At 59.0% G+C, this 26627-nt stretch carries 27 protein-coding genes; 7 read left to right on the plus strand and 20 right to left on the minus strand.

Going from position 1 to position 26627, the window contains the following annotated elements; translation table 11 throughout:
- Nucleotides 1-52: 52 nt before the first annotated feature.
- The 11 genes from ACR0IK_RS03970 to ACR0IK_RS04020 all read right to left on the minus strand — a co-directional run bounded on the left by ACR0IK_RS03970 (nucleotide 53) and on the right by ACR0IK_RS04020 (nucleotide 10273).
- Nucleotides 53-895: a glycosyltransferase family 25 protein gene (locus tag ACR0IK_RS03970; RefSeq protein ID WP_480640524.1), complete on the minus strand. Its 843-nt coding sequence runs from the start codon at nucleotides 893-895 to the stop codon at nucleotides 53-55.
- A 110-nt stretch (nucleotides 896-1005) separates the two neighbouring features.
- Nucleotides 1006-2226, minus strand: a complete 1221-nt coding sequence (locus ACR0IK_RS03975; RefSeq protein ID WP_480640525.1) for an aminopeptidase P family protein — start codon at nucleotides 2224-2226, stop codon at nucleotides 1006-1008.
- A gap of 160 nt (nucleotides 2227-2386) precedes the next feature.
- Nucleotides 2387-3598 (minus strand): ABC transporter permease, encoded by a 1212-nt coding sequence (locus tag ACR0IK_RS03980; RefSeq protein WP_480640526.1) that lies wholly within the window; start codon nucleotides 3596-3598, stop codon nucleotides 2387-2389.
- Nucleotides 3599-3603: 5 nt separating this feature from the next.
- A complete protein-coding gene (locus ACR0IK_RS03985; protein WP_480590641.1) occupies nucleotides 3604-4875 on the minus strand; it encodes an ABC transporter permease in 1272 nt (423 codons plus the stop codon).
- Between the two features lie 66 nt (nucleotides 4876-4941).
- Nucleotides 4942-6033 (minus strand): extracellular solute-binding protein, encoded by a 1092-nt coding sequence (locus ACR0IK_RS03990; protein WP_480640527.1) that lies wholly within the window; start codon nucleotides 6031-6033, stop codon nucleotides 4942-4944.
- A 111-nt stretch (nucleotides 6034-6144) separates the two neighbouring features.
- Entirely contained in the window at nucleotides 6145-7236 is a 1092-nt protein-coding gene (locus ACR0IK_RS03995; protein WP_480640528.1) for an ABC transporter ATP-binding protein, read from the minus strand.
- Nucleotides 7237-7385: 149 nt separating this feature from the next.
- Nucleotides 7386-8093 (minus strand): maleate cis-trans isomerase family protein, encoded by a 708-nt coding sequence (locus ACR0IK_RS04000; RefSeq protein WP_480640529.1) that lies wholly within the window; start codon nucleotides 8091-8093, stop codon nucleotides 7386-7388.
- On the minus strand, nucleotides 8090-8347 hold the full coding sequence (locus ACR0IK_RS04005) for a M24 family metallopeptidase (protein ID WP_480640530.1): 258 nt from the start codon (nucleotides 8345-8347) through the stop codon (nucleotides 8090-8092). The genes ACR0IK_RS04000 and ACR0IK_RS04005 overlap by 4 nt, the downstream gene beginning before the upstream one ends.
- The gene (locus ACR0IK_RS04010) at nucleotides 8344-8499 is read right to left on the minus strand and encodes a hypothetical protein (RefSeq protein ID WP_480640531.1); all 156 of its coding nucleotides are present in this window, start codon (nucleotides 8497-8499) and stop codon (nucleotides 8344-8346) included. The genes ACR0IK_RS04005 and ACR0IK_RS04010 overlap by 4 nt, the downstream gene beginning before the upstream one ends.
- Before the next feature lie 27 nt (nucleotides 8500-8526).
- Complete coding sequence (locus tag ACR0IK_RS04015; protein WP_480640532.1) at nucleotides 8527-9150, minus strand: hypothetical protein; 624 nt, start codon at nucleotides 9148-9150, stop codon at nucleotides 8527-8529.
- A gap of 79 nt (nucleotides 9151-9229) precedes the next feature.
- On the minus strand, nucleotides 9230-10273 hold the full coding sequence (locus tag ACR0IK_RS04020; RefSeq protein ID WP_480640782.1) for a pyridoxal-phosphate dependent enzyme: 1044 nt from the start codon (nucleotides 10271-10273) through the stop codon (nucleotides 9230-9232).
- 86 nt (nucleotides 10274-10359) lie between these two features.
- Here ACR0IK_RS04020 and ACR0IK_RS04025 point away from each other — a divergent pair, with 86 nt between their 5' ends.
- Nucleotides 10360-11544: a M24 family metallopeptidase gene (locus ACR0IK_RS04025; RefSeq protein ID WP_480640533.1), complete on the plus strand. Its 1185-nt coding sequence runs from the start codon at nucleotides 10360-10362 to the stop codon at nucleotides 11542-11544.
- A complete protein-coding gene (argE, locus tag ACR0IK_RS04030) occupies nucleotides 11541-12698 on the plus strand; it encodes an acetylornithine deacetylase (protein WP_480640534.1) in 1158 nt (385 codons plus the stop codon). The genes ACR0IK_RS04025 and argE overlap by 4 nt, the downstream gene beginning before the upstream one ends.
- Here argE and ACR0IK_RS04035 read toward each other — a convergent pair.
- From ACR0IK_RS04035 to ACR0IK_RS04060, 6 genes are read right to left on the minus strand one after another with little or no spacing between them, the layout of a single operon-like run.
- Nucleotides 12695-13561 carry an urea carboxylase-associated family protein gene (locus tag ACR0IK_RS04035; RefSeq protein ID WP_480640535.1) on the minus strand — a complete coding sequence of 289 codons (867 nt, stop codon included), beginning with the start codon at nucleotides 13559-13561 and terminating at the stop codon, nucleotides 12695-12697. The genes argE and ACR0IK_RS04035 overlap by 4 nt on opposite strands.
- Nucleotides 13562-13589: 28 nt before the next feature.
- Entirely contained in the window at nucleotides 13590-15068 is a 1479-nt protein-coding gene (locus ACR0IK_RS04040; protein ID WP_480640536.1) for an aldehyde dehydrogenase, read from the minus strand.
- 8 nt (nucleotides 15069-15076) lie between these two features.
- Complete coding sequence (locus ACR0IK_RS04045; protein WP_480640537.1) at nucleotides 15077-16111, minus strand: LLM class flavin-dependent oxidoreductase; 1035 nt, start codon at nucleotides 16109-16111, stop codon at nucleotides 15077-15079.
- A gap of 12 nt (nucleotides 16112-16123) precedes the next feature.
- Nucleotides 16124-17032, minus strand: a complete 909-nt coding sequence (locus ACR0IK_RS04050; protein WP_480640538.1) for a flavin reductase family protein — start codon at nucleotides 17030-17032, stop codon at nucleotides 16124-16126.
- Entirely contained in the window at nucleotides 17029-17808 is a 780-nt protein-coding gene (locus ACR0IK_RS04055) for an alpha/beta fold hydrolase (RefSeq protein ID WP_480640539.1), read from the minus strand. The genes ACR0IK_RS04050 and ACR0IK_RS04055 overlap by 4 nt, the downstream gene beginning before the upstream one ends.
- Entirely contained in the window at nucleotides 17780-18379 is a 600-nt protein-coding gene (locus tag ACR0IK_RS04060; RefSeq protein WP_480590606.1) for an amino acid synthesis family protein, read from the minus strand. Before ACR0IK_RS04060 ends, ACR0IK_RS04055 begins: the two co-directional genes overlap by 29 nt.
- 108 nt (nucleotides 18380-18487) lie before the next feature.
- Here ACR0IK_RS04060 and ACR0IK_RS04065 point away from each other — a divergent pair, with 108 nt between their 5' ends.
- From ACR0IK_RS04065 to ACR0IK_RS04085, 5 genes are all read left to right on the plus strand, one after another.
- Nucleotides 18488-19351, plus strand: coding sequence for a LysR family transcriptional regulator (locus tag ACR0IK_RS04065; protein ID WP_480640540.1), 864 nt, complete (start codon nucleotides 18488-18490; stop codon nucleotides 19349-19351).
- Between the two features lie 77 nt (nucleotides 19352-19428).
- Nucleotides 19429-20679: a sarcosine oxidase subunit beta family protein gene (locus tag ACR0IK_RS04070; protein WP_480640541.1), complete on the plus strand. Its 1251-nt coding sequence runs from the start codon at nucleotides 19429-19431 to the stop codon at nucleotides 20677-20679.
- A 13-nt stretch (nucleotides 20680-20692) separates the two neighbouring features.
- Nucleotides 20693-20980, plus strand: coding sequence for a sarcosine oxidase subunit delta (locus ACR0IK_RS04075; protein ID WP_480640542.1), 288 nt, complete (start codon nucleotides 20693-20695; stop codon nucleotides 20978-20980).
- Complete coding sequence (locus ACR0IK_RS04080; RefSeq protein WP_480640543.1) at nucleotides 20977-23922, plus strand: sarcosine oxidase subunit alpha family protein; 2946 nt, start codon at nucleotides 20977-20979, stop codon at nucleotides 23920-23922. Before ACR0IK_RS04075 ends, ACR0IK_RS04080 begins: the two co-directional genes overlap by 4 nt.
- A complete protein-coding gene (locus ACR0IK_RS04085; protein ID WP_480590591.1) occupies nucleotides 23915-24475 on the plus strand; it encodes a sarcosine oxidase subunit gamma in 561 nt (186 codons plus the stop codon). Before ACR0IK_RS04080 ends, ACR0IK_RS04085 begins: the two co-directional genes overlap by 8 nt.
- A gap of 8 nt (nucleotides 24476-24483) precedes the next feature.
- Here the strand turns inward: ACR0IK_RS04085 and ACR0IK_RS04090 are convergent, their stop codons facing one another.
- From ACR0IK_RS04090 to ACR0IK_RS04100, 3 genes are read right to left on the minus strand one after another with little or no spacing between them, the layout of a single operon-like run.
- Complete coding sequence (locus ACR0IK_RS04090) at nucleotides 24484-25482, minus strand: GlxA family transcriptional regulator (RefSeq protein ID WP_480590588.1); 999 nt, start codon at nucleotides 25480-25482, stop codon at nucleotides 24484-24486.
- 49 nt (nucleotides 25483-25531) lie between these two features.
- A complete protein-coding gene (locus ACR0IK_RS04095; protein WP_480640545.1) occupies nucleotides 25532-25780 on the minus strand; it encodes a hypothetical protein in 249 nt (82 codons plus the stop codon).
- A gap of 3 nt (nucleotides 25781-25783) precedes the next feature.
- On the minus strand, nucleotides 25784-26626 hold the full coding sequence (locus tag ACR0IK_RS04100) for an alpha/beta fold hydrolase (RefSeq protein ID WP_480640546.1): 843 nt from the start codon (nucleotides 26624-26626) through the stop codon (nucleotides 25784-25786).
- Nucleotide 26627 lies beyond the last annotated feature (1 nt).

Below are 26627 nucleotides of genomic sequence, written 5' to 3' on the forward strand. Positions count from 1 at the left end.
ACGCTTATGCGTTGCATGGCAGATATCAGGGGATTCAGAGCCTGATTATAAGTCACACGCTCAGGTCGTCAGCGCACGGAATGAACCCGACGAACCCGCCATCATCCAACAAACGGCGCTGACCGCCAGTGCGCCAGTACAATTTGCGCCCCGCCGCCTGCAGTTCGCGCCGAACGCGGAACCAAAATGGCCCCTTGTCCAAACCGCTGTTGGTTTTCTGGTCCTGCGACCGCTCACTGAGCTTGACGGTTTCGGCGGTCTGTTCCTGTTGTTTCGACCAGATCACCTGAACTCCTATCGCCGGAAAGCACTGATACATGCGCCAATCCGAACGCGGGATCGAGATGAAGTCGTCCAAGTGATCGGAATACTGCTCCGACCACGACAACAGCTTTCTACAGGCCGCCTGCGTCACGATATAGGCGGCCGCGCTAGGGGCCATTTCCAGCATTGGTCTGACCGGGACGTCTGCAATCCTCTGCAATACTCCGAACCGCATGGACCGCGGCGAGTAATCCAGCTTGATGAGGTCAAACCCGTTTCCACCATCCAACAGTGCAGCTATGACCGCCCCAGCCTGCGCGGACATTTCAACGTCATCCTCAAAGACAGCCACCGCCTTCAGTCCTTGATCCACAGCGGCTTGCCACACGGCGCGGTGGCTTTCGAAACAGGCAATTTCGCTTTGCTTCAGTCCCCAGCGACTGCCGGTTCCGGGGACATAGCCATTGTCCTCAAGTGCGCCGGGTTTCTGCGCGTCCAATGCGCTGAACCGTTGGGCACCGACCAAACCTGTGTGGGCGAACTGAGCTTCCATGAAGCTGGCCCGTTCCGGCACCCGGTCGAGGTTAATAAAACAGACACCCGTATCCGATGGCAGTTCGAATTGTCCCACGGCATATCCTTTCCGATAGTGTCGCCAGATACACACCTCAGAACCGGACAATCAACCCCACCATGGGCACTGAAAAAAGGAAGGGCCGGTGACCCTTCCGTGCAATGCGATCAGGCACTGATCGTGTTGTGTTCCGGGCCATACGGGAAACCGGTGATATTCTCGGCGCCGGTTTCCCCGACAACCAGAATGTCATGCTCGCGATAACCGCCTGCGCCTTTCTGGCCTTCGGGAATCCACAGCATCGGCTCGATTGAGACGACCATGCCCGGCTCCAGCACGGTGTCGATATCTTCGCGCAGCTCCAGCCCGGCTTCGCGGCCGTAGTAGTGGCTGAGGATCCCGAACGAATGGCCGTAACCAAAAGAACGGTACTGCAGCAGCTCTTCATCCGCAAAGAAGCGGTTGATCTCGGCCGTAATACCCGAGCAGGTCGCGCCGGGTTTGATCAGGCTCAGGCCCAGTTCATGCGCGGCGACGTTGGCCTTCCAGATACGCAGGCTTTCCGCATCTGGTTCTCCCAGGAACAGGGTGCGCTCCAAAGCGGTGTAATAGCCTGAGATCATGGGAAAAGTGTTCAGTGACAGGATATCGCCTTTTTGCAGCGCACGTTTGGTAACCGGGTTATGCGCGCCATCGGTGTTCAGGCCGGACTGGAACCAGACCCAGGTATCACGGTATTCCGCATCCGGATAGGCACGCGCGATTTCGGCCTCCATCGCGTCGCGTCCGGCCATGGCAATCTCGATCTCGGTCGCGCCTTCATGAATAGCGGCGTGAATGGCTGCGCCGCCAACATCCGCAGTGCGCGCGCCGCCCTTGATCAACTCGATCTCTTCCGCAGATTTCACCATCCGAGCAGCCATCGTGTCCGGAGCAATATCCACCAGATCCGGCCCGCCCAACATGTCCAGCGCCGTATCCCGCATGGCCAGCGTCATGTGATCACCTTCGATGCCGATCCGACGGGCCGAGCCAATCAGACTAGCCACTGCGCGCCAGTAGTTGTTCCGCTTCCAGTCGGTATAGATCACGTTTTCCTCGACCGAGCGCCGCCACGGCTGGCCCGCATCGATATTCGCCGATACCGTGGTGCAGCTGTCCTGCGTTACAACGCAGCCATACGGACGGCCGAACGCGCAATACAGAAAGCCCGAGTAGTAAGCAATGTTGTGCATCGACGTCAGCAGCACTGCCGGGATATCACGCGCCGCCATCGTCGCGCGCAGACTGGCCAAACGCCGGGCGTATTCCGCTTTGCTGAAGGGCAACGGAGCCTTGTCGCCATTGTGACTGGTGAAGAACTCGGGGCGATTTTGCAATTCAGTCATTTGGTCTCTCCTCAATGCCGGACAGGCACCGCCCGGCCACAAGTCCCGGCGTTCAGGACAAGCGGCCTCGGGAACCGAGAGCCATGCACCCCGCCCTACGTCACGACGCCATCGTGACCGGGGTGCATGGTGAAATCGCTAAATCAGCTTTCGAGTCGCGTCAAGCCGGGCTGAGGCCCCGCAGGCGTTCGGAGCGCCGCCGCAGCAGTTCAACCGTGGTCAGCAGCGCAATCGAGATCACCACAAGGATCGTCGCCACCGCCAGAATGGTCGGGCTGATCTGTTCCCGCAGGCCAGTGAACATCTGCCACGGCAGCGTTTTTTGACTGGCCGAACCAACAAACAGCACCACCACAACCTCGTCGAACGAGGTGATGAAAGCGAACAACCCGCCGGAGATCACACCCGGCAGGATCAGCGGCATCTGGATCTTGAAGAAGGTCCGCACCGGCCCTGCCCCCATATTCGCGGCTGCCCGCGTCAATGACTGATCGAAACCGACCAAAGTAGCCGTCACCGTGATGATCACGAAAGGAATGCCCAGAACCGCGTGGGCAAGGATGACCTTCACATAGCCTACGAAGTTTTTGTCCATGCCCAGCGTGCCCTCAAGGAAGCGCCCGATGTCGCTGTAGAAGAAGAACATCCCTGTCGCCGAGATGATCAGCGGCACGATCATCGGTGAGATCAGGATGCCCATGATGGCCCGGCGCCCCGGTACGTGGCTCTGACTGAGGCCGATGGCCGCCAATGTCCCTAGAGACACCGAAATGATCGTCGCAATCGGCGCGATGATCAGCGAGTTTTTGAAGCTGCGCTGCCACTCATTGTTGGTGAAGAAATCGCGGTAGTGCTTCAGTGAGTACCCCTCGGGATCCAGCCGCAGCATCTCGGGAGTGAAGGTGAAGAAATCCTGTGCGTTGAATGACAGCGGCAGAACCACAAGGATCGGCGTGATCAGGAAGACAAAGATGGCGCCGCAAATCACGCGAAACAGGTAATGCTCGAACACCTGCCGACCTGTCAGATAGGGCAACAGCTTTTGCCGATAGCGGCCCTCGTACAGCCAGAAGATGAAGAAGGCAAAGAACCAGCCGACCAGCAGCCCGGCGATCAAACCGGTGATCCCGGCAAAGAAGAACCCGATGGCGGCAAGCCCCAATACAGTGATCCAGCGCGCAACCCGTTCATTGTCGAGCACGGTGATATAGACCCAGGCCAGCGCCGCCATCAGCGCGGCGCCGATCAGGATGCCCAGGAGGACATTGCCCTGCCCGGCGCCGACGAACATGCCGACAAAACCTCCGGCAATGGCGACAGCCGGCAGAACGACCGACAACGGTTTGCGGGATATGGGTGTAAGTGCTGCCATGATCTTTATCCCAACTTCACGTTATCAATGCCCACGATCTTGTCGTAGCACCAGTAGAGCAACAGAACGACCGCCAGCAGGATCGTCCCCAGCGCCGCAGCCAGACCCCAGTTCAGCGAGGACGAGATGTGATAGGCAATCCGGTTCGAGATGAAGACACCTTTGGTGCCGCCCACGATCTCGGGCGTGATGTAGTAGCCGATGGCCAGAATGAATACGAGGATCGACCCCGCGCCGATTCCCGGAATGGACTGCGGGAAGTAGATCCGCCAGAAGGTTGTCCAGTTGGTCGCGCCCATCGACTTGGCCGCGCGGGTGTAGGATGGCGGGATCGTCTGCATCACCGAATACATCGGCAGGATCATGAACGGCAGCAGAATGTGGGTCATCGCGATGATCGTGCCAAATTGGTTGTTGATGATCACAAGTCGCGCATCATCAGCGACCAGACCCAGCCAGACCAGCGTTTCGTTGATCACGCCCTGCTGCTGCAACATGACTTTCCACGCAGAGGTTCGCACCAGCAGCGAGGTCCAGAAGGGAAGCAACACCAGGATCATCAACATGTTGGACACCCGCATCGGAAGTGTCGCCAGCAGGTACGAGACCGGGTATGCCAACAGAATGCAGGACCCGGTAATAATCAGCGACATGAACAACGTGCGCCCGAACAGCTTGATCAGGATTTGTTTGTCCTCGGGTTGCGATTGGGCGCCTTCGGGCGTGCGACGCATATCGATTGCGTTCAGGAAATAGCCATTGGTGATTGGCACCGCATGGGTCTTGATCGTGCGCCAGGTTTCCACATCACCCCAACCGTCGTGAATCTCAATCAGCTTTTCCTTGAAAGGCGCATCAGCTTCGGGGTCCAGACGTTTGATATTACGTCCTGATTTACGGAACATCGAAGACATGCCTGTCTGTTCATAGTTCAGACGCGTGCCGAGTCTGGTATGCGTTTTCTCCTCAACAGCTGCGACCATGTCCTTGGTAAAGGCGGCGTAAAGGGCTTCGTCGGGCAGCTCTCCGCTTTCAGCATCCCAGTTCTTCAGCTCAACCACAGTCAGCGGGAGCGTTTCAGCGACGATACCGTTCTCAACCGACCGAAACAACATCGACACGATCGGGATCACAAACGAGAGCAATACAAACAACAGCAGGGGCGCGACAAGGGCCAGCGCCCGAAGTTTGCGGCGGCGAAGGGATCGCGCCAGTGATTTCTTAAGTGGCGTGCCATCGGCGGCCAGCATCGGACCTGATTGAGTAGCGTCAGTCATCTGCGTCCCTTGGTCTTTGGTGGGTCGGGGCCATTGGCGGCCCCGACCTTGCGTTTCAAGACAGGCTTATTGTGCCAGCCATGCCTGGAATTTTGCGTCGATATCGTCGCGGTAGTCAGCCCAGAACTCGTAGTTGTACAGGAACGTGTTCTTGGCATTCTCCGGATCGGTCGGCATGTGCGGTGCCATGTCGATACCCAGTTCGGCGTGCTGGCCAACCAAAGGTGCCGACGAGGCACGGGCCGGACCATACGAGATGTACTTGGCCTGATCCGCCAGACGCTGCGTGTCGGTCGCGAACATGATGTAGTCCAGCGCACGCTGCTGACGCTCTTCGCTCAGACCTGCCGGGATGATCCAGCCGTCCAGATCAAACACCTGCGCGTCCCACAACATGGCGACGGGCTGCTTTTGCTCTTCGATCACGCTGAACAGGCGGCCATTATAAGTCGACCCCATGATAACCTCACCGTCGGCCAGCAGCTGCGGCGTGTCGGCACCAGCAGACCACCAGACAACACTGTCTTTGATAGTGCCCAGCTTGGCCAGCGCCTGATCCTGCCCTTCCGGGGTCGCAAGAACATCGTAGACGTCGTCCTTGGCTACGCCATCACACAGCAGCGCCCATTCCATGTTGTTGATTGGACGTTTTTCAAGCGAACGCTTGCCTGGATAGGTTTCCAGATCAAATACAGCGCAGATATCGGTGGGTGGGGTGTCGCCAACCAGATCGGTGCGATAGCCGAATGCAGTCGAATAAACGATCTGCGGGATGAAGCAGTCACTGACTAGCAGGTCGCCGAAATCTTCAGAGGCCGGTGTTCCATCCGGCGCCGGGGCCAGTTGGGTGTCGAAATCGATCTCAAGCGCCAGACCTTCGTCGCACAGGCGGATCGCGTCCGAGGCCACAACGTCAACCACATCCCAGGTGATGTTGCCCGCTTCGTTCATCGCGCGCAGTTTGGCGACCGCTTCATTCGAGCTGTCGTCATTCAAAATGGTAATGCCGGTCTTTTCCGAATAGGGTTCGTGATAGGCTTTGAGCTGCGATTTGGAGTATGCGCCGCCCCACGAAACGATCGTCATCTCTTCGGCCATCGCGCCACCGGCAACTGCGGCAACTACACTCGCCAAAAGAGTGGTTTTAGTAACTTTCATTGTTAACTCCCTGTTTTACCCGTTAATTTTAACTTTGAAGACCGGATCACGGGGCAACCCGATCAACTGATGTCCCGCGCACCCGGGCGGATCACACGGGGATTTTCTGTATCAGGCGTCAAGCGCGCGGCAGTCCTGGGCCAGCCAGCCGATCTCGACCTCTTGACCTGGACGCAACTTGACCGCATCCGGCGCGTTCCGGGTCTTGATGATGAAATCATCGTTTCCGGCCACGGACAGGCGGAAGCGGAACACGTCGCCCATATAGATGAACTCTTTTACCGTAGCCTTCAGCGTATGAGCATCGGCGTGCAGACGGTCCTTGTTGAACTCAACGCGTTCGGGGCGGATCGAAACTTTAGTTCGTTCGCCCGCCTTGTGGACGTTCACGGGTTTGGCATCAATCTCGGAACCGTCATCGAGAGCCACCACACATGAATCGCCGTCAATCGACTTAACAACACCTTCCAATGTGTTGTTTTCACCAATGAATTGCGCGACAAAACTGTTTTCGGGCTCTTCATACAGAAGGTCCGGCGGCGCCAATTGCTGAATGCGGCCGTCGTCGAATACCGCAACCCTGTCCGACATAGTCAACGCCTCGGTCTGATCGTGGGTCACGTAAACGGTAGTGATCCCCAGTTCGTGCGCCAGACGAGTGATTTCGAACTGCATATGTTCGCGCAGTTGTTTGTCCAGCGCGCCTAGCGGTTCGTCCATCAGAACCAGTTCGGGTTCGAACACTAGCGCCCGCGCCAGCGCGATCCGCTGTTGCTGACCCCCGGACAATTGCGCTGGACGACGGCTACCAAAGGCCCCCATCTGCACCATATCCAGCGCCCGCTTTACCTTTTCCTCGCGCTGATCCTTGCCCATATTCCGTACTTCCAGCGGAAAGGACAGGTTCTCGGCCACGGTCATGTGCGGGAAAAGGGCGTAGTTCTGGAACACCATTCCAATACCACGCTTATGCGGAGGGATGTTATTGATTGGACGTCCATCCAACATGATCTCACCATGAGTGGCGGTTTCGAACCCGGCCAACATCATCAGGCAGGTTGTCTTACCGGACCCCGATGGGCCCAGCATTGTCAGAAACTCACCTTTTGGCATTGAGAGGTTTAGATCTTTTACAACGAGTATTTCGCCATCATAAGACTTTTGGACACGCTGAAACTCGACGAACGCTGCGTCATTGGACATATACCGACTTGGCTCCCTGTGTGGTCTGTTGTTTGCCCGGTTTATCCGGATCTCAAAGACCTGTTGCCCTCATTAAAGGACATGCGAGACGCGGCACGCAACCAAAATGTGACAAAGGTCAGACATTTTCGATTGTGCCTGCATTACCATTAAGCGGAATTCAGTTCCCGCATGTGCCATGCAAGGCTTTGATTGCTGGACAAAACCGGCTTTTTCAAACGGCTTTCGATTTCTGGAATTGTATCAAAAGTTCTTAAATTCTTACAGCTTATGAAAACAGCTTCAACCGCTGGATCGGCCCCAAGTCTCAGCGCTGCATCAACCACTGAACGCTGTGAAATGCGTACAACTTTTGATTCTTCCGCCTCTCCGAACGAGCCGAAAACATCCATTGATACCCCATTTTCAGCAAAAGCCTGCCGCAGCGGTTCGTTCACTTCTTCGATATAAGGCGACAGTAACGCAAACTTCGAGACCCCAAAATGCGCCGCACAGGCGGACGCTGCGCGCAGAGGGTTCGTGACCTCCGCCACGTTGCAGGATTTCCGGATCATCCGTTCAATCCGGTCAGATCCGATAACCGAACTGGCCGACGTACATCCGTACCCAACCACCTTGTAGGGGCGGATCTTGGGCAGAAGGTCCGCTGCGGCAGGCAGGGCTTTCTCCATTTCCGCCAGCGTATCTTTTGTCACCTCTGCCCCGCTGGGAATGCGCGAAACATAGATCGGAACGCGGCGGTCCGAGAAGTAGGCCGTGAACTCGGGCTCGATCGTCTCGTCGGTTTGCAGAACTATCAAACCCATTGGCGTAGCGTCGGGATCGTCTTTGTCCAACGTGTTGGGTAAAAAGTTCATATCTCGGGCAACTCCGGACCGACTCTGGGGCTCATGAAGCGCGGCGCCCCTTCGGTGATAACTATGTTTTCTTCGTGAACGAAGATTTTGCCGCCTACCGCTATGCCGGGTTCCAGCGTCAGAATCATTCCCGGCTCCAGTACAGTATGATCGGTAGGGATCAGAGACGGCCATTCCGTCAACGACATCCCCAGCCCATGCCCCCGTCGCCCTGCGCCAGTCTCACCCAAGGTGCGAGACAGAACCTTGTTCATGACGTGAAACAGCTCTGCCCCTTTGCGCCGGGGCGCGCAGCATCAAATGCGGCGTCCGAGGCCTCTATCAGCGTCGCATAGGCATCGTGAACCTGCTGGCTGGCTGCTCCGACCGACCAGTTGCGGTCGAGTCGCAGAAATATGCGTCCCAAACCAGCCCGGTATCCAGCATCAGAACATTACCGGGGCTCAGTGCGGTGGCACGGGCCGGCGAGATCACGTCGGTATATCCACCCTACTCTGCTCCGCCAGCAAGGTACGGCACCCAATCCGCGCCCTCGTCCAGACACAACACTGAAACCGGCGAAAGACCTCATCCAACGCGACGCCGTCTCTGGCAATCTCGGGCATGCACCGAAAGGCCCGCCCGGCAATGGCGCAGGCGGTTTCGATCTTGGTAATCTAAGCCGGGGATTTGACCATCCAAAGTTGCGGTCAATACCCTCGTCACCGCTTACACGGCGCGCACCCAGCACGTATGGTAACCGGCTCAGATCAGCCGAAGGCATACGGATATGCGTCTCGTGCCGATCCGGCAGGCCAATCATCGCATCCTCCGGACAAACCTCGCGCAGAGTATCAGTCAGCAGACTTACACCGTCGTCGTCCAGATCGGGCGCGCTCCAGGTACGGATGTCATCCACCCAAGTCTGCGCCATCAGTGCAGCCCCGATCAACGGGATGACGGCTATCGGCTTGCCCGAAACGGGAAGTATCAGGAACCAAGGGCGTGTCGGGCTTTCCCAGAAACGGGTCAGGTAGCCGGTGAAACAACGAACTTCAGGCTCGGTCGTCAGCAACAAAGCCGAAAGACCCGCCCGCTCTATCCGACGCTGCGGGCGTTCTGATCGCGCGCGCGGAGTTCGGACGACTCAAAGCCCCTCATTCGGCGATCTCGGACAGGAAGCACAAGACACGGGCATCGGGTCCGATACCCAGAGCCTCGCGCACTTGATCATTCATGACGGCGGCTACACCCGCCCCGCCTGACGCGGTGGTGGCTATACTTGCCGAGGCCATGGCCGGAAGATGTTCGGTCACTTGCTGATCGGACAAAGTCAGAAACCTGTCTGCATCGTGGGCCAACCCGTTCAGAGCAATCAACGACGGCTCCTTGCAATCGAGCCGTCCCATCACGCTGTCGGGGCCGTCGGCGAAAACGCAGGCACCGGCCTTGATACTGGCTTGTAACGCCGGGGCCGCTTCGGGTTCGACCACGATGATCTGCGGCGCATCCCCCCAGACGGTTCGCGCGTAGGCCGCAACCGCTCCAGCCATCCCACCAACACCGGCCTGCAGTATGATATGGGTCGGCACCTGAGGGCATTGTCGAACGGCCTCGGCCGCCATCTGCAAGTACCCCTCCATCAGAGTATGCGGCAGGTCGAAATACCCCTCCCACGAACTGTCGGAGAGCAATATCCAGTTGTTGTCCTGCGCCGCTTTGCTGGCGGCGTTCATGCTGGCGGCGTAATCTGTGCCTTCCCGCACAACCATTGCACCTTGTTCGCGCAGGCGATCTGCAAAACTCTCGGGCACAGTATCGGCGATATAGACCACTGCGTCAGCTCCGAACCTGCGCGCGCCCGAGGCCACGCTGAGCCCGTGATTGCCTGCGCTGGCCGTGACATAGGTGCGACCCGACAGCGTTGTGGCGTCGGGCGTCTCAGCAATCTCTGCCGCATGACGCGCGATGACATATGCGGCCCCCAATGCCTTGAACGACCCCAGCCCCATCCGTCCACGCTCATCTTTCACCCACAGGCTTGCGACATCCGCCAACCCGTGCACATCGGTCAAAGGGGTTTCGTCAGCCGACAGGCAACGCGTGATCAATTCCGAGGCGCGCGCCACATTCGTGGACGGAAACGGTGCGCCCTCGATCAGTTTCTGACCGGCGCGATACGGGTTGGATGTGATTTTCAACTGAGCGTCTTCCCTGTGTTGCCCATTGACGTGATCGGATTCGTCTAGTTCTGTCAACAAAACTCAGTCACCGAAGGAAGCAGCCCATGGCCCATGCCGATCCGGCCTTCAGCCAGGCCGAATACGACCGTCGGCTGTCAAAGACGCGCGCGGCCATGGCAAAGGCAGGGCTGGATGCGCTGTTTGTCGAGGACCCGTCGAACATGGCGTGGCTGACGGGGTATGAGGGCTGGTCCTTTTACGTACACCAGGGCGTGCTGGTCCTGCATGACCAAGACCCTATTTGGTGGGGCCGCAATCAGGATGCCAACGGCGCGCGGCGGACGGTCTGGATGTCAGATGAACGGATATACGGTTATGCGGACCACTACGTGCAATCGACCGTCCGACACCCGATGCAGGACCTCGCAGCGCTGATCCGAGCCTGCGGCCTGGGCTTGGGGCGGATCGGGGTTGAACTGGACAACTACTATTACTCGGCCAAAGCACATCTAACCTTGCTGGCGGAACTTCCACAGGCTGAGTTGGTCGATGCGAATGCGCTGGTAAATTGGCAAAGAGCTGTGAAATCCGGTGAAGAGATCGCTCTGATGCGCAAGGCTGCCCGCATCTCGGAACACGTAATCGACGGGGTGCTGGAGCGGGTCGAACCAGGACTACGCAAGAATGAGTTGGTCGCGCAGATTTACCATGATGCCATCTCGGGAGTTGGGAACGACTGGGGGGATTATGCTGCTATCGTACCTCTGTTGCCTTCGGGTCCGGATGCCGCAGCCCCGCATCTGACATGGGATGGCGCACCCTTCAAACCCGGAGAGTGCACATTTTTCGAACTGTCCGGCTGTTACCGTCGCTATCACACACCGTTCTGCCGGTCAGTTTTTCTGGGCCAGCCGCCAGACCATTTGTTGCGGGCCGAGGCGGCGTTGGTCGAAGGTCTTGAGGCCGGTTTGGACGCTGCCCGCGCAGGCAACCAAGCGCACGACATAGCCCTGGCACTTGCCGCACCACTAGAACGCGCCGGGATCGAACGAGGTGCACGCTGCGGCTATCCGGTGGGGCTCAGCTATCCGCCGGACTGGGGAGAGCGCACTATTTCCCTACGCCCCGAGGATGAGACCGTTCTGGAACCCGGCATGACCTTTCACTTCATGCCCGGCCTTTGGATGGACGATTGGGGCCTTGAGATTACAGAGACGATCCTGATCACCGAAACCGGACCTGCCGAATGTTTCTGCGATCGGTCCCGAAAATTATTCGTGAAACCATGACCCTGGACAGAACCACCGAAATCCTCGCCGACCTGATTGCCTTTGAAACGGTGTCCGCCGATAGCAACCTTGAGATCATTCGATATCTAACTGATCGGCTTGAGGCGCTCGGCGCTAGGTGCATCGAAACGCGGGATGCCACCGGGACCAAGGCCAATGTCTTCGCCACGCTTGGACCGGACATGCCCGGCGGCATTCTGCTGTCCGGCCATACGGATGTTGTTCCGGTAGCCGATCAGGACTGGACGACAGACCCATTCCAGATGACCGAGAAGGACGGGAAGCTCTTTGGTCGCGGCACCTGCGACATGAAGGGGTTCATTGCTGCCGCACTGGCCTTTGCCGAGAAACTGGATCCCGGCAAGCTAACCCAACCGCTACACTTCGCCTTCACCTATGATGAGGAGACCGGCTGTTTGGGCGCTCAAAACCTCGTCAATGACCTCTCTGAACGCGGCATTGTTCCAGACATTGCAATCATCGGCGAACCCACCGAGATGCGGGTGATCGAGGGGCACAAGGGGTGCTTCGAATACACCACCAGCTTTGTCGGCCTCGAAGGGCACAGCTCGGCCCCCGATGACGGTGTCAACGCCGCCGAATACGCGGCGCGCTATATCGGCAAGCTGCTGGAATTACGCCACATCCTGAAATCCCGCGCGCCAAAGGGCAGCCCGTTCGAGCCACCATGGACCACGGTCAACGTCGGTCGCATCTCGGGCGGCGTCGCCCATAACGTCATCGCCAGCAAGGCCGAAGTTGCGTGGGAAATGCGCCCGGTTCAATCCAGCGATGCAGAACTGGTGCGCAATACCCTGTCCGACTATGTGCAGCACACTCTCCTGCCGGAAATGCAGGCGGTTCACCCGGACGCCGGCATCACGCAAGAGGCTGTGGCCGAGGTCGAAGGGTTGGAACCCATGGACGTCAACGCAGCCCGAGACCTTGTTGCTGAATTGACCGGCGCCAATGGCACAGGTGTCGTTGCCTTCGCTACCGAGGCCGGGTTGTTCCAGCAACTGGGTGTGCACGCAATTGTCTGCGGGCCGGGTTCGATCACACAGGCACACAAGGCCGATGAGTATGTCGATATCGAACAGCTCGATCTGTGCTACCGGATGTTGAACCGTTTGGGGCGTCGCCTGACGTCTTAACCCGTTCCATGTGTCCGGTCATAGGCGGATCGCGGCGGCTGAACATGCGCCGCGCGGGCGTCTTCACCCGGATCATAGACCTCCATCACCAATGGGTAACAGGCGGCGACGTCCGACGAATGCTCGGACGAACAATCGCCGCCGGGACAGGCCGAGAGCCCGACGATCAGGTCGATCTCGGCGTAGAGTTCAAGATAATCCCCCGGACGCACCGGACTGGCCTTCATAAAGTATTGACCGGTATCGCGGGTAAAGCCGGTGCACATGAAGACATTGAGCACATCATGCACCAGCATCTCGGCCTCGTGCAGTGGCAGGTCACAATGACTGGCCAGCGCGCGTGTCAGGTTCGAATGGCAGCAATAGTGGTAGTCGTCGCCAGACAGCAACCGCCCGGTATAGGGATCGCAGCGCGTACCGATCACGTCATGGACCGAGCCACCAAAGGCATCAAACCCGTACCAGTCCAACGTGTCGTCAACTATGGTCGCCATGGGGCGCATGTTGGGAAAGCTTGACCACATGCGGTCTCCGGTCGACAGGTGCGTGCCATGCAGCGCCCGGGTTTTGCCGGAATAGAACCGCTCGGTCAGGTCGTGTTTGTTCCACATGTTCAGATCGCCGACCTGTGGACCATCGACCGACAATACCCGAACAAACGCCCCGGCGGGCACGTCGATGCAGGTGGCGTCCCGAGGGGTGGCGGTGGCTTCGGCAGTCTTGGATGCGCCCTTTCGCAGTTTGGCCAGTGTCGCCAAATCCGGCTGATCCAACGTTTCTGGCGGGTAGCAGATGACCGGAGGAATGGCTTTGCGCTCATCCGCGTCCACAGGTGCCTTGAAGTTCGGTTCTTCCAGTTTCATTAGCGCCCTCCCCTGCGTTTACACAGGCTTAGCGCATTATAAACGGGTTCGCCATCGGCTCTTGCGCGGTGCTGATCCAGGTGGTTTTGGTCCGGGTATAGTCGAGGATCGCCTCGACCCCGGCCTCTCGTCCATAGCCCGACTGATTGAACCCACCAAAAGGCGCAATCGGAGAGATCGCGCGGTAGGTATTCACCCAGCAAATCCCCGCCCTGATCCGTTTCGACACCCGATGCGCCCTCGCCAGATTCTGCGTGAAGACACCAGAACCCAACCCGTAGGGTGTACTGTTTGCCAACGCGATGGCCTCTTCCTCAGTGTCGAATGGCAGCAAAGACATGACCGGCCCGAACATCTCAACCTTAAGCGTTTCGGTCTCGGGTGAAGCGCATTGAACCAGTGTTGGCGTCATGTAGTTCCCCGGACGATCCGCAGGCGCACCACCAAAGCGGATCACCGCGCCCTGACCCTGCACTGTGGCCAATGTGGCCTCGATCTTGCGCACCTGTGCGGCGGTACAGAGCGGACCGACATGCGTATCGGGTTGCAGCGGATCGCCCAGCCGAATGGCGCTGGCTTTCTGTTCGATCCGTTCAATCAACGGCTCCAGAATGGATCGATGCACCAACCCGCGCGTTCCCGCCACGCAGCTTTGACCGGACGCACCAAAGTTTCCGGCAATCAACCCGTTCGCCGCGCCATCCAGATCGGCGTCATCAAACACAAGGATCGGCGACTTGCCACCCAGTTCCAGCGAAGTGACCGCAAAGTTTTCAGCCGAGTTGCGCACCACATGCCGTGCGGTCTCTGGCCCACCGGTAAAGGCGATCCGGTCGATATCTGGATGGCGGGTCAGTGGAATGGCGCAATTCTCGGCGTCGCCGGTGATGACCGAGACGACACCGGGTGGGAACCCGGCCTGTTCGACCAACCGGGCAAACTCCAACATCGGCGCTGGCGCGATTTCCGAGGCTTTCAGAACCACCGAACACCCCGCCGCCAAGGCCGGGCCCAGCTTGGTGGCCGTCAGGAACATCTGTGCATTCCACGGCACGATGGCCGCAACAACGCCGATCGGTTCGCGCGTGGTGAAGACGTGCATGTCGGGCTTGTCGATGGGCAGAACTGTACCCTCCACCTTGTCCGCCAGCCCGGCAAAATATCTGTAGTAGTCAGACACATAGCCCGTTTGCGCCGAGGTTTCCGCCAGCAGCTTGCCGCTGTCGGTGGTCTCCAACTCTCCCAATCGTGCAGCGTTTTCGGCCACCAAATCGGCCAGACGATAAAGCAGCTTTCCCCGCGCAGTCTGAGTCATATCCCGCCACACGGGATCATCCAGAACCCGTCTGGCAGCAGCGACAGCGCGATTAACGTCGGCGGCCGAGGCGCAGGCAAATGTTGCCCACCCCTGTCCGGTCGCCGGGTTTTCGGATGTCATGACCTGAGCGTCTGACCCCTCGGTCCATTCGCCATCAATGAACAGCTGAAAATGCGGAAGGTTTCCCATAGTGATCCTCACTGAAAGGCTGGCATGACATCGTCGATGAACCGCGCCAGAGAGGCGCGTTTGCGGTCGTTGGTCATACCGCTGTCAACCCAGAACGAAAACTCATCATAGCCCAGATCCTCGTAACGCTTGATCCGGTCAATCACCTGCTGCGCCGTCCCGACAGTCAGGTCTCGGCCCAGTTTCTCGGTAGTGTACATCGGATTTGCGTCCATTTCCTCGGGCGAGATCGGTTCGATCAGCCCTTGCTGAATGGGTCGCTTATTCAGGAACCACGCGCCGAAATAATTATAGTAGCGCCGTAAATCCTCGACGCCCTGCGCAACATCTGCATCATCGTTGCCGACATAGGTATGATGCAAAAGCATGATCTTGGGGCGCGGCCCGGAATAGCTGTCACAAGCATCATTGAAACGGCCAATCAACGTTTCGATCTCTTCCATCCCCTGCCACAACGGGGTGACCTGAATGTTAAAGCCGTTGTGAACGCCGAACTCGTGACTGTTGGGGTCACGCGCCGCGATCCAGATCGGTGGGCCACCGGCCTGCAGCGGTTTAGGGGCCGACGTTGTCGCAGGAAACGAATAAAACTCGCCTTCATGCGCGCAATCCCCTTGCCAGATCTTCGGCAACAGAGGCGTGGACTCGCGCATTTTTTGCCCGGCCTCCCATGCGTCCATGCCCGGCGCCAGCCGCTCGTATTCAAACGAATACGCCCCGCGCGCCACCCCCAACTCTATGCGACCTTTGGTGATCTGGTCCGCTGCCGCAGCCTCCCCGGCCAGTTTGATCGGGTGCCAGAACGGCGCGATCACTGTGCCGGTACCCAGCCGCACATTTTTGGTATGATGCGCAAGATCGACCAGAGGCAGGAACGGGTTGGGCGCAATGGTAAACTCCATTCCGTGATGTTCACCGGTCCAGATCGCACGCATACCCCCTTCATCGGCCATCTTCGCCAAACCCACGAATTCGTCGTAGAGCACATCATGAGGCTGGTCAGGCGTCAGACGCTCCATATGGGCAAACAGGGAAAACTCCATCATCCGGCTCCTTTAGCGAAAACTGTGAATGTCACCCCGTTCGGCGTCGCCAAGATACAAGGCGAAATCGCCGGTCTGGGCTTCACGCGCGAAGCGGGTCATCATGTGGTGAATGCCGGGGGTGGCATAGGTCAGGTTGGGAAGGTCTTTGACCGCAATCCAGCGGGTGTTTTCGGATAACGCGGCTGGACCGGCAGATGCCAGAAAGAACGTGTAGTGCAGCTTGGTGTCCGCATCGTTGAACGCGGAATAGACCTGATCGATCCGCGCGTGGATGCCCCGTTCGGCTAACCCTTGCGCCAGCCTGTTCCGCTGGCCTCCGGGTTCCGCCCCTTCGACCTGAACCGGACGAAAGCGGCCGTCGTGATGTTCCAGCAGCACTTTGTCCTTTGACGTTATGATGGCCCCGCACAGCGTCGGCACCTTCGAGTCCATTTCTCGTTCCAGTCCAAGACTGAAGTACGAGCCACACACGTAACCGAGGCCGTCACCCGCAACGTGCGAGAACTCAAGCACCCGGCCCATCAGGACGGTGTGGTCGCCCGCTGGGATTGCTTGGTGCGTTTCACAGCAGAACTGCGCAAGTGCCCCATCGATCAGCGGCAGATCATGGGTACCATTCCGATGCGGTACCTTGGCGAACCGATCTCCCTTGTATCCCGCAAAGGTATTCGAGACCTCCTGCTGACCCTCGGCAAGAATGTTGACGGAAAAATATCGACAGCCTGTAAAGACCTCATAGCTGGACAGGAACTTCCCCGGACAGACCAGTAACAACGGCGGATCAAGAGACACGGAGGAAAAGGAATTCGCCGTGAAGCCGACCGGGGTGCCGGCTGTGTCGCGTGTTGTCACCACCGTCACACCGGTCATGAAGCTGCCAAAGGCATCACGCAGGGCGCGCGGATCTAGCGTCGTCATGACAAGCACTCCTGCAGAAAGCGCAACAGGATATCGTTGACCTCAGCCGCATGTGTCATCGGCATCATATGCGCCGCGTTTGGGATGATTTCCTCCTGCCCCTGTGTTGCCAACTCAGCCATGTCGCGCGACATCCGAGGGGTTGAGTTAGGCTCATCCGCGCCAGTCACAAACAAGGCCGGGCAGGCAATTGCAGCCAGCTGCGCCTTGGTCGGACCATCGCTTTCGGCGAACACTGTGTAAGCGGCCTTGTAGGCGCGCGGATTGACCTCTTGCAGCCAGCGCGCGCAGGCGTCGCGCTCAGCCGATGCATCCTTGCCAAACCACCGTTGCAAAGTTGCCGTTGGATCATTCGGTTGTTGCTCATCCAGGGAATGCGCCCGCGACAGGACGGCCTGCCGAGCTGTTTCCGATCGCTGAAATATTGCGTTCAGGGCGGCAATACCTATGAGATTCGGATTGCCCGAGGCTGCAATCTGGGTCGCAATCAGTGCTCCCATCGAATGCCCGATTATTACGGCAGGTTCCTGTATCAACGCGGCAACCGGCGCGGTATAGCTGTCCAACCCACAGACCGTCGCGAACGGGGTTTCGCCATGCCCGGGCATATCCGGACACAGCACGCGATACCCGGCAGAGACCAGCGGTCCGATCTGTCCGCCCCATGCCTCGGCCCGCAAACCGACGCCGTGCAGCAGAACCACCAGCGGCCCCGTGCCCAATTCTATCGCGGCCAGACCGTTGAACTCAGACCGAAGCCGGGTTGTCCACGTCATGACCCAGATCCTTCAAATCCTGATAGCGATCCCCGATCCGATGGTGAGGGCGCCCCGAGGTCGCGCCACCCAGCACTATCACGACCTCATCCGCGCGCGGGGCGTCTGGAATGGCGAATTGCAGCGTCAGGTAGTGAGACCGGCGACCGGCGTCATTCTTGTCCATCAGCGGCACCATGATCGGTGCATTTGCCGGACCCCTTGTATTGGTAAAGGACAGATAGGATTTCGCCGCCACCGCCTGGCGGAAGTGATTACCGAAATGCAGCGTGTGGATCAGGCCCGAGGCGTGCTCGACCTCACCATCCAGCCCCACAACTGCGGCCTTGCCATAGGCTTCGATGGCATCACCGCTTCCTGCCAAGGTAATCATCCGGCGGGTCAGCTCTTCGCCCAGGATCGGGGCAAAGCTCAAAATCTCGGGCCGCAAATCTTCGACATAGCGGCCCGCCCAGGGGTTCGACACAACGGCGGCCACTGCGAACATGCGCCACGGGCGCTCGGCCTTGCGAAACCCTTCGACCAGAACCTCTTCGTCATAGGTCACGATTTTCCGAATACTTGGCTTCACGAGCGCCCCCTTTTCTGTCGTTGGCAAACTATCCACGCCCGAGGGCCGCTTTGACAAACGAAAGAACTTTGGTCTTAGGTATTAGTGACTCTAATATGTAGGTTACCAATGTCGAAATCCCTGCCCCCTCTGACATGGTTCAGATCGTTCGAAGCCGCGGCCCGACGCCTGAGTTCGACCGCCGCCGCCGAGGAGATCGGGCTTACGCAATCCGCCGTCAGCCAGCAGATCAGATCGCTGGAAACGCGGCTGGGGGTGGTGCTTTTCCACCGCCACGCGCGTGGGTTGTCCCTGACCGACGAAGGTCGCAAGCTGTTGCCACAGGTCGAAGCCGCGCTTGAGATGTTGCATTCCGCCGCCTCGCCTTATCTGGCCGAGGAACGGGCGCGGCATATTACCGTTGCGGCCTCGGTCAGTGTGCTAGAATGGGTGATATCCCCAGCCCTTCCGCGATTTCAGCAACAGAACCCCGATACCTCTGTGCGGTTCGTCAGTACGATCTGGCCTGATGAATTTGCCGCATCGCGCGCGGATGTCGAGATCCGGTTCGGCTCGGAAAAGCAGGTTGGCCGGGATGCAACGGCATTGTGGCCCAACCACCTGATTGCGGTGAAAGCACCGAAGCTTTTGGGCGGCTTTCAAGACTTGCCACTTATCGGAACTGTCGGCACTTCGGACAATTGGGGGTCTTGGGCCGAAGCGACCGGCCTGCAAGTTGGTGCCCCTGTGTTAAATGTCGATTCCTATGGGCTTGCGTTGCAACTGGCCACGACCGGCAATGGTGTTGCTCTGGTCAACGCCCTGATCGCCGACCACGCTCTGCACTCCGGTCAGGTGGTACTTGCATCCGAAGCCTCCGCCCCGGCCAGTGAAGGGTACTTTCTGGCGGTTCAGCGCCGCTCGCCCGAGGTTGATGCCTTTGCGCAGTGGTTTACCAAAATTCAGCGGCAAGAGACACGCAACCAAGTCTGATTCAACCACGTTAATGTCGCATCTGAGGATATCCAAGCGCCGCAGAATAGTGAATTCTGGCGAAAAAGGTCCGATTCATGCGATATTCCGGCTTTCGAGTTATTAAAGAGGCGCTTACCGGCCACAAAGGGTGGAAACCGGTCTGGCGCGAGCCCGAACCCAAGGCGCATTACGACATCATCGTCATAGGTGGCGGTGGTCATGGGCTGGCGACGGCGCACTACCTGTCCAAGGTCTATGGTCATCGTAACGTGGCTGTTGTCGAAAAAGGTTGGATCGGCGGCGGCAATGTGGGGCGGAACACGACGATTGTGCGTTCGAACTATATGCTGGACGGGAATGAACCGTTCTACGAGTTCTCGATGAAGCTGTGGGAAGGTCTCGAACAGGACCTGAACTACAACGCAATGATGAGCCAGCGCGGGATCCTCAACCTGTTCCACACCGACGGACAGCGCGATGCCTATACAAGGCGCGGCAACGCGATGATCCTGAATGGGGCAGATGCCGAGTTGCTGGATGCCGACCAGGTGCGAAAGGAGCATCCCTACCTGAATTTCGACGATGCCCGCTTTCCGATCAAGGGCGGCCTGGTTCAGCGTCGCGCAGGTACTGCCCGCCACGATGCGGTGGCCTGGGGTTTTGCGCGGTCGGCTGACCTGCACGGCGTCGACATCATCCAAAATTGCGAGGTCACCGGTCTGCGGATCGAGAACGGAAAATGTCTGGGGGTCGAGACCACCAAGGGCTTCATCGGCGCGAACAAAGTGGGTTGCGCGGTTGCCGGCAGTTCCAGCCGCGTGATGGGAATGGCCGGGATGCGCCTGCCCATCGAAAGCCACGTCCTGCAGGCCTTTGTTTCCGAGGGCCTGAAACCGGTCCTGCCCAGCGTCATCACCTTTGGAGCTGGGCATTTCTATGTCAGTCAGTCCGACAAGGGCGGGCTGGTTTTTGGCGGCGATCTTGACGGCTATAACACCTACGCCCAACGCGGCAACCTGCCCGTGGTCGAGGATGTTTGTGAAGGCGGTATGGCCCTGATGCCAATGATCGGTCGCGCCCGTCTGCTGCGGATGTGGGGTGGTGTGATGGACATGTCTATGGACGGCTCGCCAATTATAGACCGCACCCCGGTCGAAGGGCTCTATTTCAACGGTGGATGGTGCTACGGCGGGTTCAAGGCGACCCCGGCCTCGGGCCATTGTTTCGCGCATCTTCTGGCCAAAGACGAGCCTCACCCGGTCGCCACCGCTTATCGCCTCGACCGGTTCCAGACGGGCCGAATGATCGACGAAAAAGGCGTGGGCAACCAGCCCAACCTGCATTGAGGGGGACCATTCAATGATTATCAACCATCCCCTTCTGGGCCCACGCGATGCATCGGAGTTCACCTATCTGGGTGATGCCTCGCTGATCGACCGCCCCGACTGGCAGGCCGAGAACGCGCCTGAGGCGTTTTATGAATACGGCTATTTGCGCGACAACCCGGCTGGTGAGCACCAAGAGCTGTGGTATCACGAGGCCGGAGACCGATCCTGGCTGGTCGTCACGCGTAATACGCTGACACATGAGATCTCAAAGGTGGAACTGGCCCGTGACGTGGCCCGCGCACGGGGGCGATCCAAATGACCCAAAAAAACCGGCTTAATGGCGGCCAGATCGACCGCAACACCTCTCTCTCCTTCCGGTTTGACGGGCGCAGCTATACCGCGCATCCCGGCGATACTCTGGCCTCGGCCCTTCTGGCGAACGACATGCGCTTGATCGGGCGCTCATTCAAATATCACCGCCCGCGCGGGTTGCTGACCGCCGGGTCCGAGGAACCCAACGGCATGGTCGAGCTGCGCACCGGTGCGCGGAAGGAACCCAACACCCGTGCCACAACGATTGAGATGTTCGACGGGCTTGAGGCGAAGTCGCAGAACCGTTGGCCCAGCCTGAAATTCGACGCGCTGGCCGTGAATGATATGTTCTCGAATTTTCTGTCTGCTGGATTCTACTACAAAACTTTTATGTGGCCCGCCGCATTCTGGGAAAAGCTGTACGAGCCGATGATCCGCCGTGCCGCCGGCTTGGGATCATTGTCGCAAGAGGACGACCCGGACGAATATGACAAAGGGTTCCGTCATTGCGATCTGCTGATCATCGGTGCCGGACCTGCCGGCTTGATGGCTGCTCTGACCGCTGGGCGTGCCGGAGCTGACGTCATTCTGGCAGATGAGGATTTCGCCCTTGGTGGCCGTCTGAACAGCGAAACCTTTGCGCTGGGAGATCACAGCGCTTCGGATTGGGCGGCTCAAGCGGTTGCAGAGCTATCGTCTTTGCCCAACGTCCGGCTGATGCCGCGCACCACCGTGATCGGCGCGTTTGATCACGGCATTCATGGCGCAGTGGAACGGACCGGGGATCACCTGTCCACCCTGCCCGCAGGCAAACCCCGTCAGATTCTGTGGCGCATCTATACGCAAAAGGCGCTGCTTTGTGCCGGGGCGACCGAGCGTCCGATTGCGTTCGAAAACAACGACCGCCCCGGTATCATGATGGCCAGCGCCTTGCGGACCTATGCCAACCGTTTCGCGGTTACAGCGTCGCAGCGCGTGGCGATTTTCACCAACAATGATGACGGCCACCGCACCGCATCGGATTTGCACGCCAAGGGCGTCAAGGTTGCTGCTGTGGTGGACGTGCGCGAGGATGCACCCTCCAGCTATGATTACGAAGTCCTTAAAGGCGCAAAAGTCGTCAACACCAGGGGTCGCCTCGGGCTGAGCTTCGTCGACGTTGCGATGCCGGACGGATCAACCCGCATGCTGGATTGCGGCGCGCTGGGCGTGTCCGGGGGATGGAACCCGAATGTTCACTTGACCTGCCATCAACGTGGGCGCCCGGTCTGGAACGAACTCCTGGCCGCCTTTGTCCCCGGCGCCGAACTGCCTGTCGGCATGTCGGTCGCAGGCGCGGCGAACGGGATCATGTCGACCCACGGCGCCTTGCTGTCCGGCGCGGAAGGCGCAGCCAAAGCTCTCGACCTGACAGGTGCCCTGCCCGCCCTACCCGAGGTCGAGGACACCCCGGTCGCGCAGGCGCCCTTCTGGTACGTCCAGGGATGCAAGCGCGCCTGGGTGGATCAGCAGAACGACGTGACGGTCAAGGATGTGAAGCTGAGCTACCAAGAGGGTTTCCGTTCAGTCGAGCACCTTAAACGCTATACCACGCTGGGCATGGCCACCGATCAGGGCAAGACCTCGAATATCACCGGGCTTGCGATCATGGCCGAAGTGGCCGGAAAGTCGATCCCCGAAGTTGGGACAACCATCTTCCGCCCGCCTTACACACCGGTCCCGATTGGCACCTTTGCGGGCCGGATGAAGGGAAAGGAATTCCATCCGACCCGCCTGACACCCTCGCATTATTGGGCCAAGGAGCGCGGTGCGGTGTTTGTAGAGGCCGGCAACTGGCTGCGCGCGCAGTGGTTCCCCCTGCCCGGTGAGACGCACTGGCGGCAATCGGTGGATCGCGAAGTGCGCCAGACCCGCGCCTCGGTCGGGGTGTGCGACTGCACAACGCTGGGCAAGATCGACGTGCAGGGCACCGATGCAGCCGAGTTCCTGAACCGCATCTACGCCAACGGTTTCGCCAAACTGACCGTGGGCAAGGCCCGCTATGGCCTGATGCTGCGCGAAGATGGCATGGTTATGGATGACGGCACCGCGGCGCGGCTGGCCGAGGATCACTTCGTTGTTACAACGACCACCGCAAACGCCGTCAGTGTCTATCGTCACATGGAATTTGTGCGCCAATGCCTGTGTCCGGACATGGACGTCCAGCTGATCTCGACCACCGAAGCCTGGGCCCAATACGCGGTGGCCGGACCCAACGCGCGCAAGCTGTTGCAAAAGATCGTGGACCCGGAGTTTGACATCTCGAACGAGGCCTTCCCCTTCATGGCTTGCGGCAACATCACCGTGTGCGGCGGGCTTCGGGCGCGGCTGTTCCGGATCTCGTTCTCGGGCGAGTTGGCCTATGAAATCGCGGTGCCCTCACGTTATGGCGATGCGCTGATGCGACGTTTGATGGCCGAGGGCGAAGAGTTCGACGTTATCCCCTATGGCACCGAAGCGCTGGGTGTGATGCGGGTTGAAAAAGGCCACGCCGCCGGGAACGAGCTGAACGGCACTACCACGGCATTGAACCTTGGCTTAGGTAAAATGGTGTCCAAAAAGAAGGACAGCATCGGCTCGGTCCTGTCGGAACGTGAAGCTCTGGTCGAACCGGATGGCCTGCGGCTTGTGGGGATCAAACCATTACAGTCAGAGGATAAGGTCACCGCGGGCGGACACTTGATGAATGCCGATGGCCCGGTCGATGCGGCGCATGATCAGGGTTATGTTACCTCGGCTGTCTACTCGCCCATCCTGAACAGCAATATTGGGCTGGGTCTGGTCAAAAACGGTTCGGAACGGCTGGGCGAGAAAATGCGTCTGGTCTCTCCCCTGACCAATCTGACGGTTGAGGTCGAGATTGTCTCGGCCCATTTCGTCGACCCTGAAGGAGAGCGTCTGCGTGCATGATCTTATTGCGATAACCGCCCTGGGCGGAGCTGAGCCGCGTGTGGACACCGTAGGGGGTGTCACATGCACCGAAGTTCCCGAGGTGGCGCTGGCGTCGGTCGCCGCGCGCATGGGACAGGAACCCAACGCTGCCCAGGCGCTTGCCAAGCTGGTTGACGCGCCAACGCCGGATATTGGCCGCTGGGCCGGAACGACGGTCAAAGCGTTTTGGGCTGGATCGGACCAATGGATGATAGAGGCCCCATTTGACAGCCATGAAGAGCTTGCAGATCAGGTTAAGGCGACCGTCGGGAATACGGCTTCGGTCACGGAACAGACGGACGCGTGGACACGGTTTGATCTGAGCGGCGACGGCATTCCAACGGTGCTGGAACTGTTGTGCCAACTCGACCTGCGCAAGTTTGATGAGGGTAGCGCCGCGCGCTGTTCGATCCATCATGTGGGCTGCTTCGTACTGTGCCGGTCGCCCGAAATGGTCAGCATATACGGTCCGCGATCCTCGGCCGGATCGCTGTACCACGCCATCGTAACAGCAATGCGCGCGGCGCTATAAAGTAACTATCAAACCGAGGGAAGTGGCGCGTTGTCCTCGACCCGAAACCGGTTTATGCGGCGCCTGTCCTCGCTGGGGCTCAGCCCGAATGCCGCGCGGTAATGAGTTACCAGCGGCGAGACCGAGCTGTATCCAACAGCCTCGGCGATCTCGGGGATCGGGTCCTTGGTATAAACCACCATCTGCCGGGCCGCTTTCATACGCATGGCGCGGTAATAGTGGGTTGGACTTTGCCCCGTCGCCTGCTTAAAGGCGCGCTCGATCTGGCGGGGTGTCACACCCGCCTGCCGCGCCACGTCTGCAATCGAAATCGGCTGACTCATATGAGCAGCAAAAAGCGCAACACTGCGCGACACAAGCGGCGGCAAACTGTCACCCGTACCAGGCGCATTTGCGCTAGGCACCTGCTGCCGGACCCCCGCCCCGCGCATCATCGGGTGTTGGAACCAACAGGCGACCTCATGGGCGACATCTCCGCCCAGCCGGTCCTGAATCAGATGCAGCGCCAGATCAAAACCCGCTGCGGCACCGGACACGGTGCAACGGCTGGCGGTCCTGACAATCACTTCGCTACGAGCATCCATGTCAGGGAATTCGGCCTCGAACGCGGCTTCATAACACCAATGGACTGATACAGGATGACCCTGCATGACCCCGGATCGCACCAAGGGGAAAACGCCTGCGCTGATGCCACCAAGAACCGTCCCGTGTCGGCCAAGGCTGCGCAACATGCCATTTCCGGACGTCGAGTTGTCGAAAACCGAGGTCGGACTGCTGAGCAGGAACAGAATGTCGATGTCCTTGTATTCCGCCAGCGATCGTTCGGCCTCAAAGCCGACGCCGGCGCTGGATAGAACCTTTTGACCGTGTTCCGAGATCAGCGACCAGCAAAACGCTTCTTGCCCGGCGATTTCGTTGGCCGCCCGCAACGGTTCGATCACCGAGGTGAGGCAGGCCATGGGAAAGCCGTCAAAAAGTAGAAAGCCTATCTCGATTCTTTTTTCCATGCGCATAGGGCTGTCCTAGCAGGAAACGCACGGTAGCCCTATGCGAAGTTTACGCCCAGCGGATCAGCCCGATAACGGCCGAGGTCGCGTAGAACCCCTGAAGCAGCAGAAAGGTCCAACGCCGGTCGATCACGGCCCAAGCGGCAAACAGGCCAGCGGACAAAAGCAACAGTGCAAAGCCCAGCAGTTCCGCCCCAGTATTCGACGCGATCAGCAGTGCGTAGGCCATCGCCAGAACCGACCCGGTAACTTCAAACACGGTCGTCAGACTGCGGCGAGGGGTTTCGATCTTGGTCATGACTCACCCCTTTCGCTTAAGGAAGTCGACCAGCAGGGCCGATATCTTTTCTGGCTGGTCTTCCATCGCAAAGTGTCCGCAATTTTCCAGAATAATCAGTTCAGAGCCCGGAATGGCGTCATGTAGCTTGTACGCCCAGTCGACCACCTGCCACGCATCATTCACCCCCCAGATCAGCTGAACCGGCAAGGCGCCGAGTTTTGCATAATCGATGCTGTTGGTGTGTTTGGGTTCATAGTGGCGAACCTGATGCTGGAACAGGCTACCCTGCCCGATGGGTCCGCTGATAAAGTCCAGATACGTCTCTAACGCCGTATCGACCAGGCGCTGTTTGTTTACAACGGCCGAGGAAAGCCACTCGCGAAAATACGCCCGGTGCTGGGTATCGTCTGCATCGATCAGGTGTTGCAGGCCCGCTTGCATCTGCTCTTTGGTCCGTTTCGAGGGCCAGCTGTCAAAGCTGACGACATCGATCATGGTCAGCGACCGTATCCGGTCAGGCGACTGAACGGCAAATCGAGGAGCAACCGCGCCACCGATATCGTGCGAGATCACGTGCAGGTCATCCAGCCCCCACAGATCCAGCAGCCCCTCGAGGATCGGAACTTGTGCGGTAACCGAAGTATCAACTGACGGATCCCAGGGGCGTTCGGACAAACCAAAGCCCAACAGGTCGTAGACATGAACCTTGTAGCCAGCGGCAACCAGTTCAGACAGCACGTTTCGCCAGATATAGGACGAGGATGGCGTACCGTGGATCAGCACGACGGGTTCGCCCGCGCCATAGGTTCCATGCGAGATGCGGGTGTTGTTGATCAAAGCGTGGTCGGTGACGAGGTGTGACATG

This window comes from Ruegeria sp. BF7, from assembly GCF_056538605.1.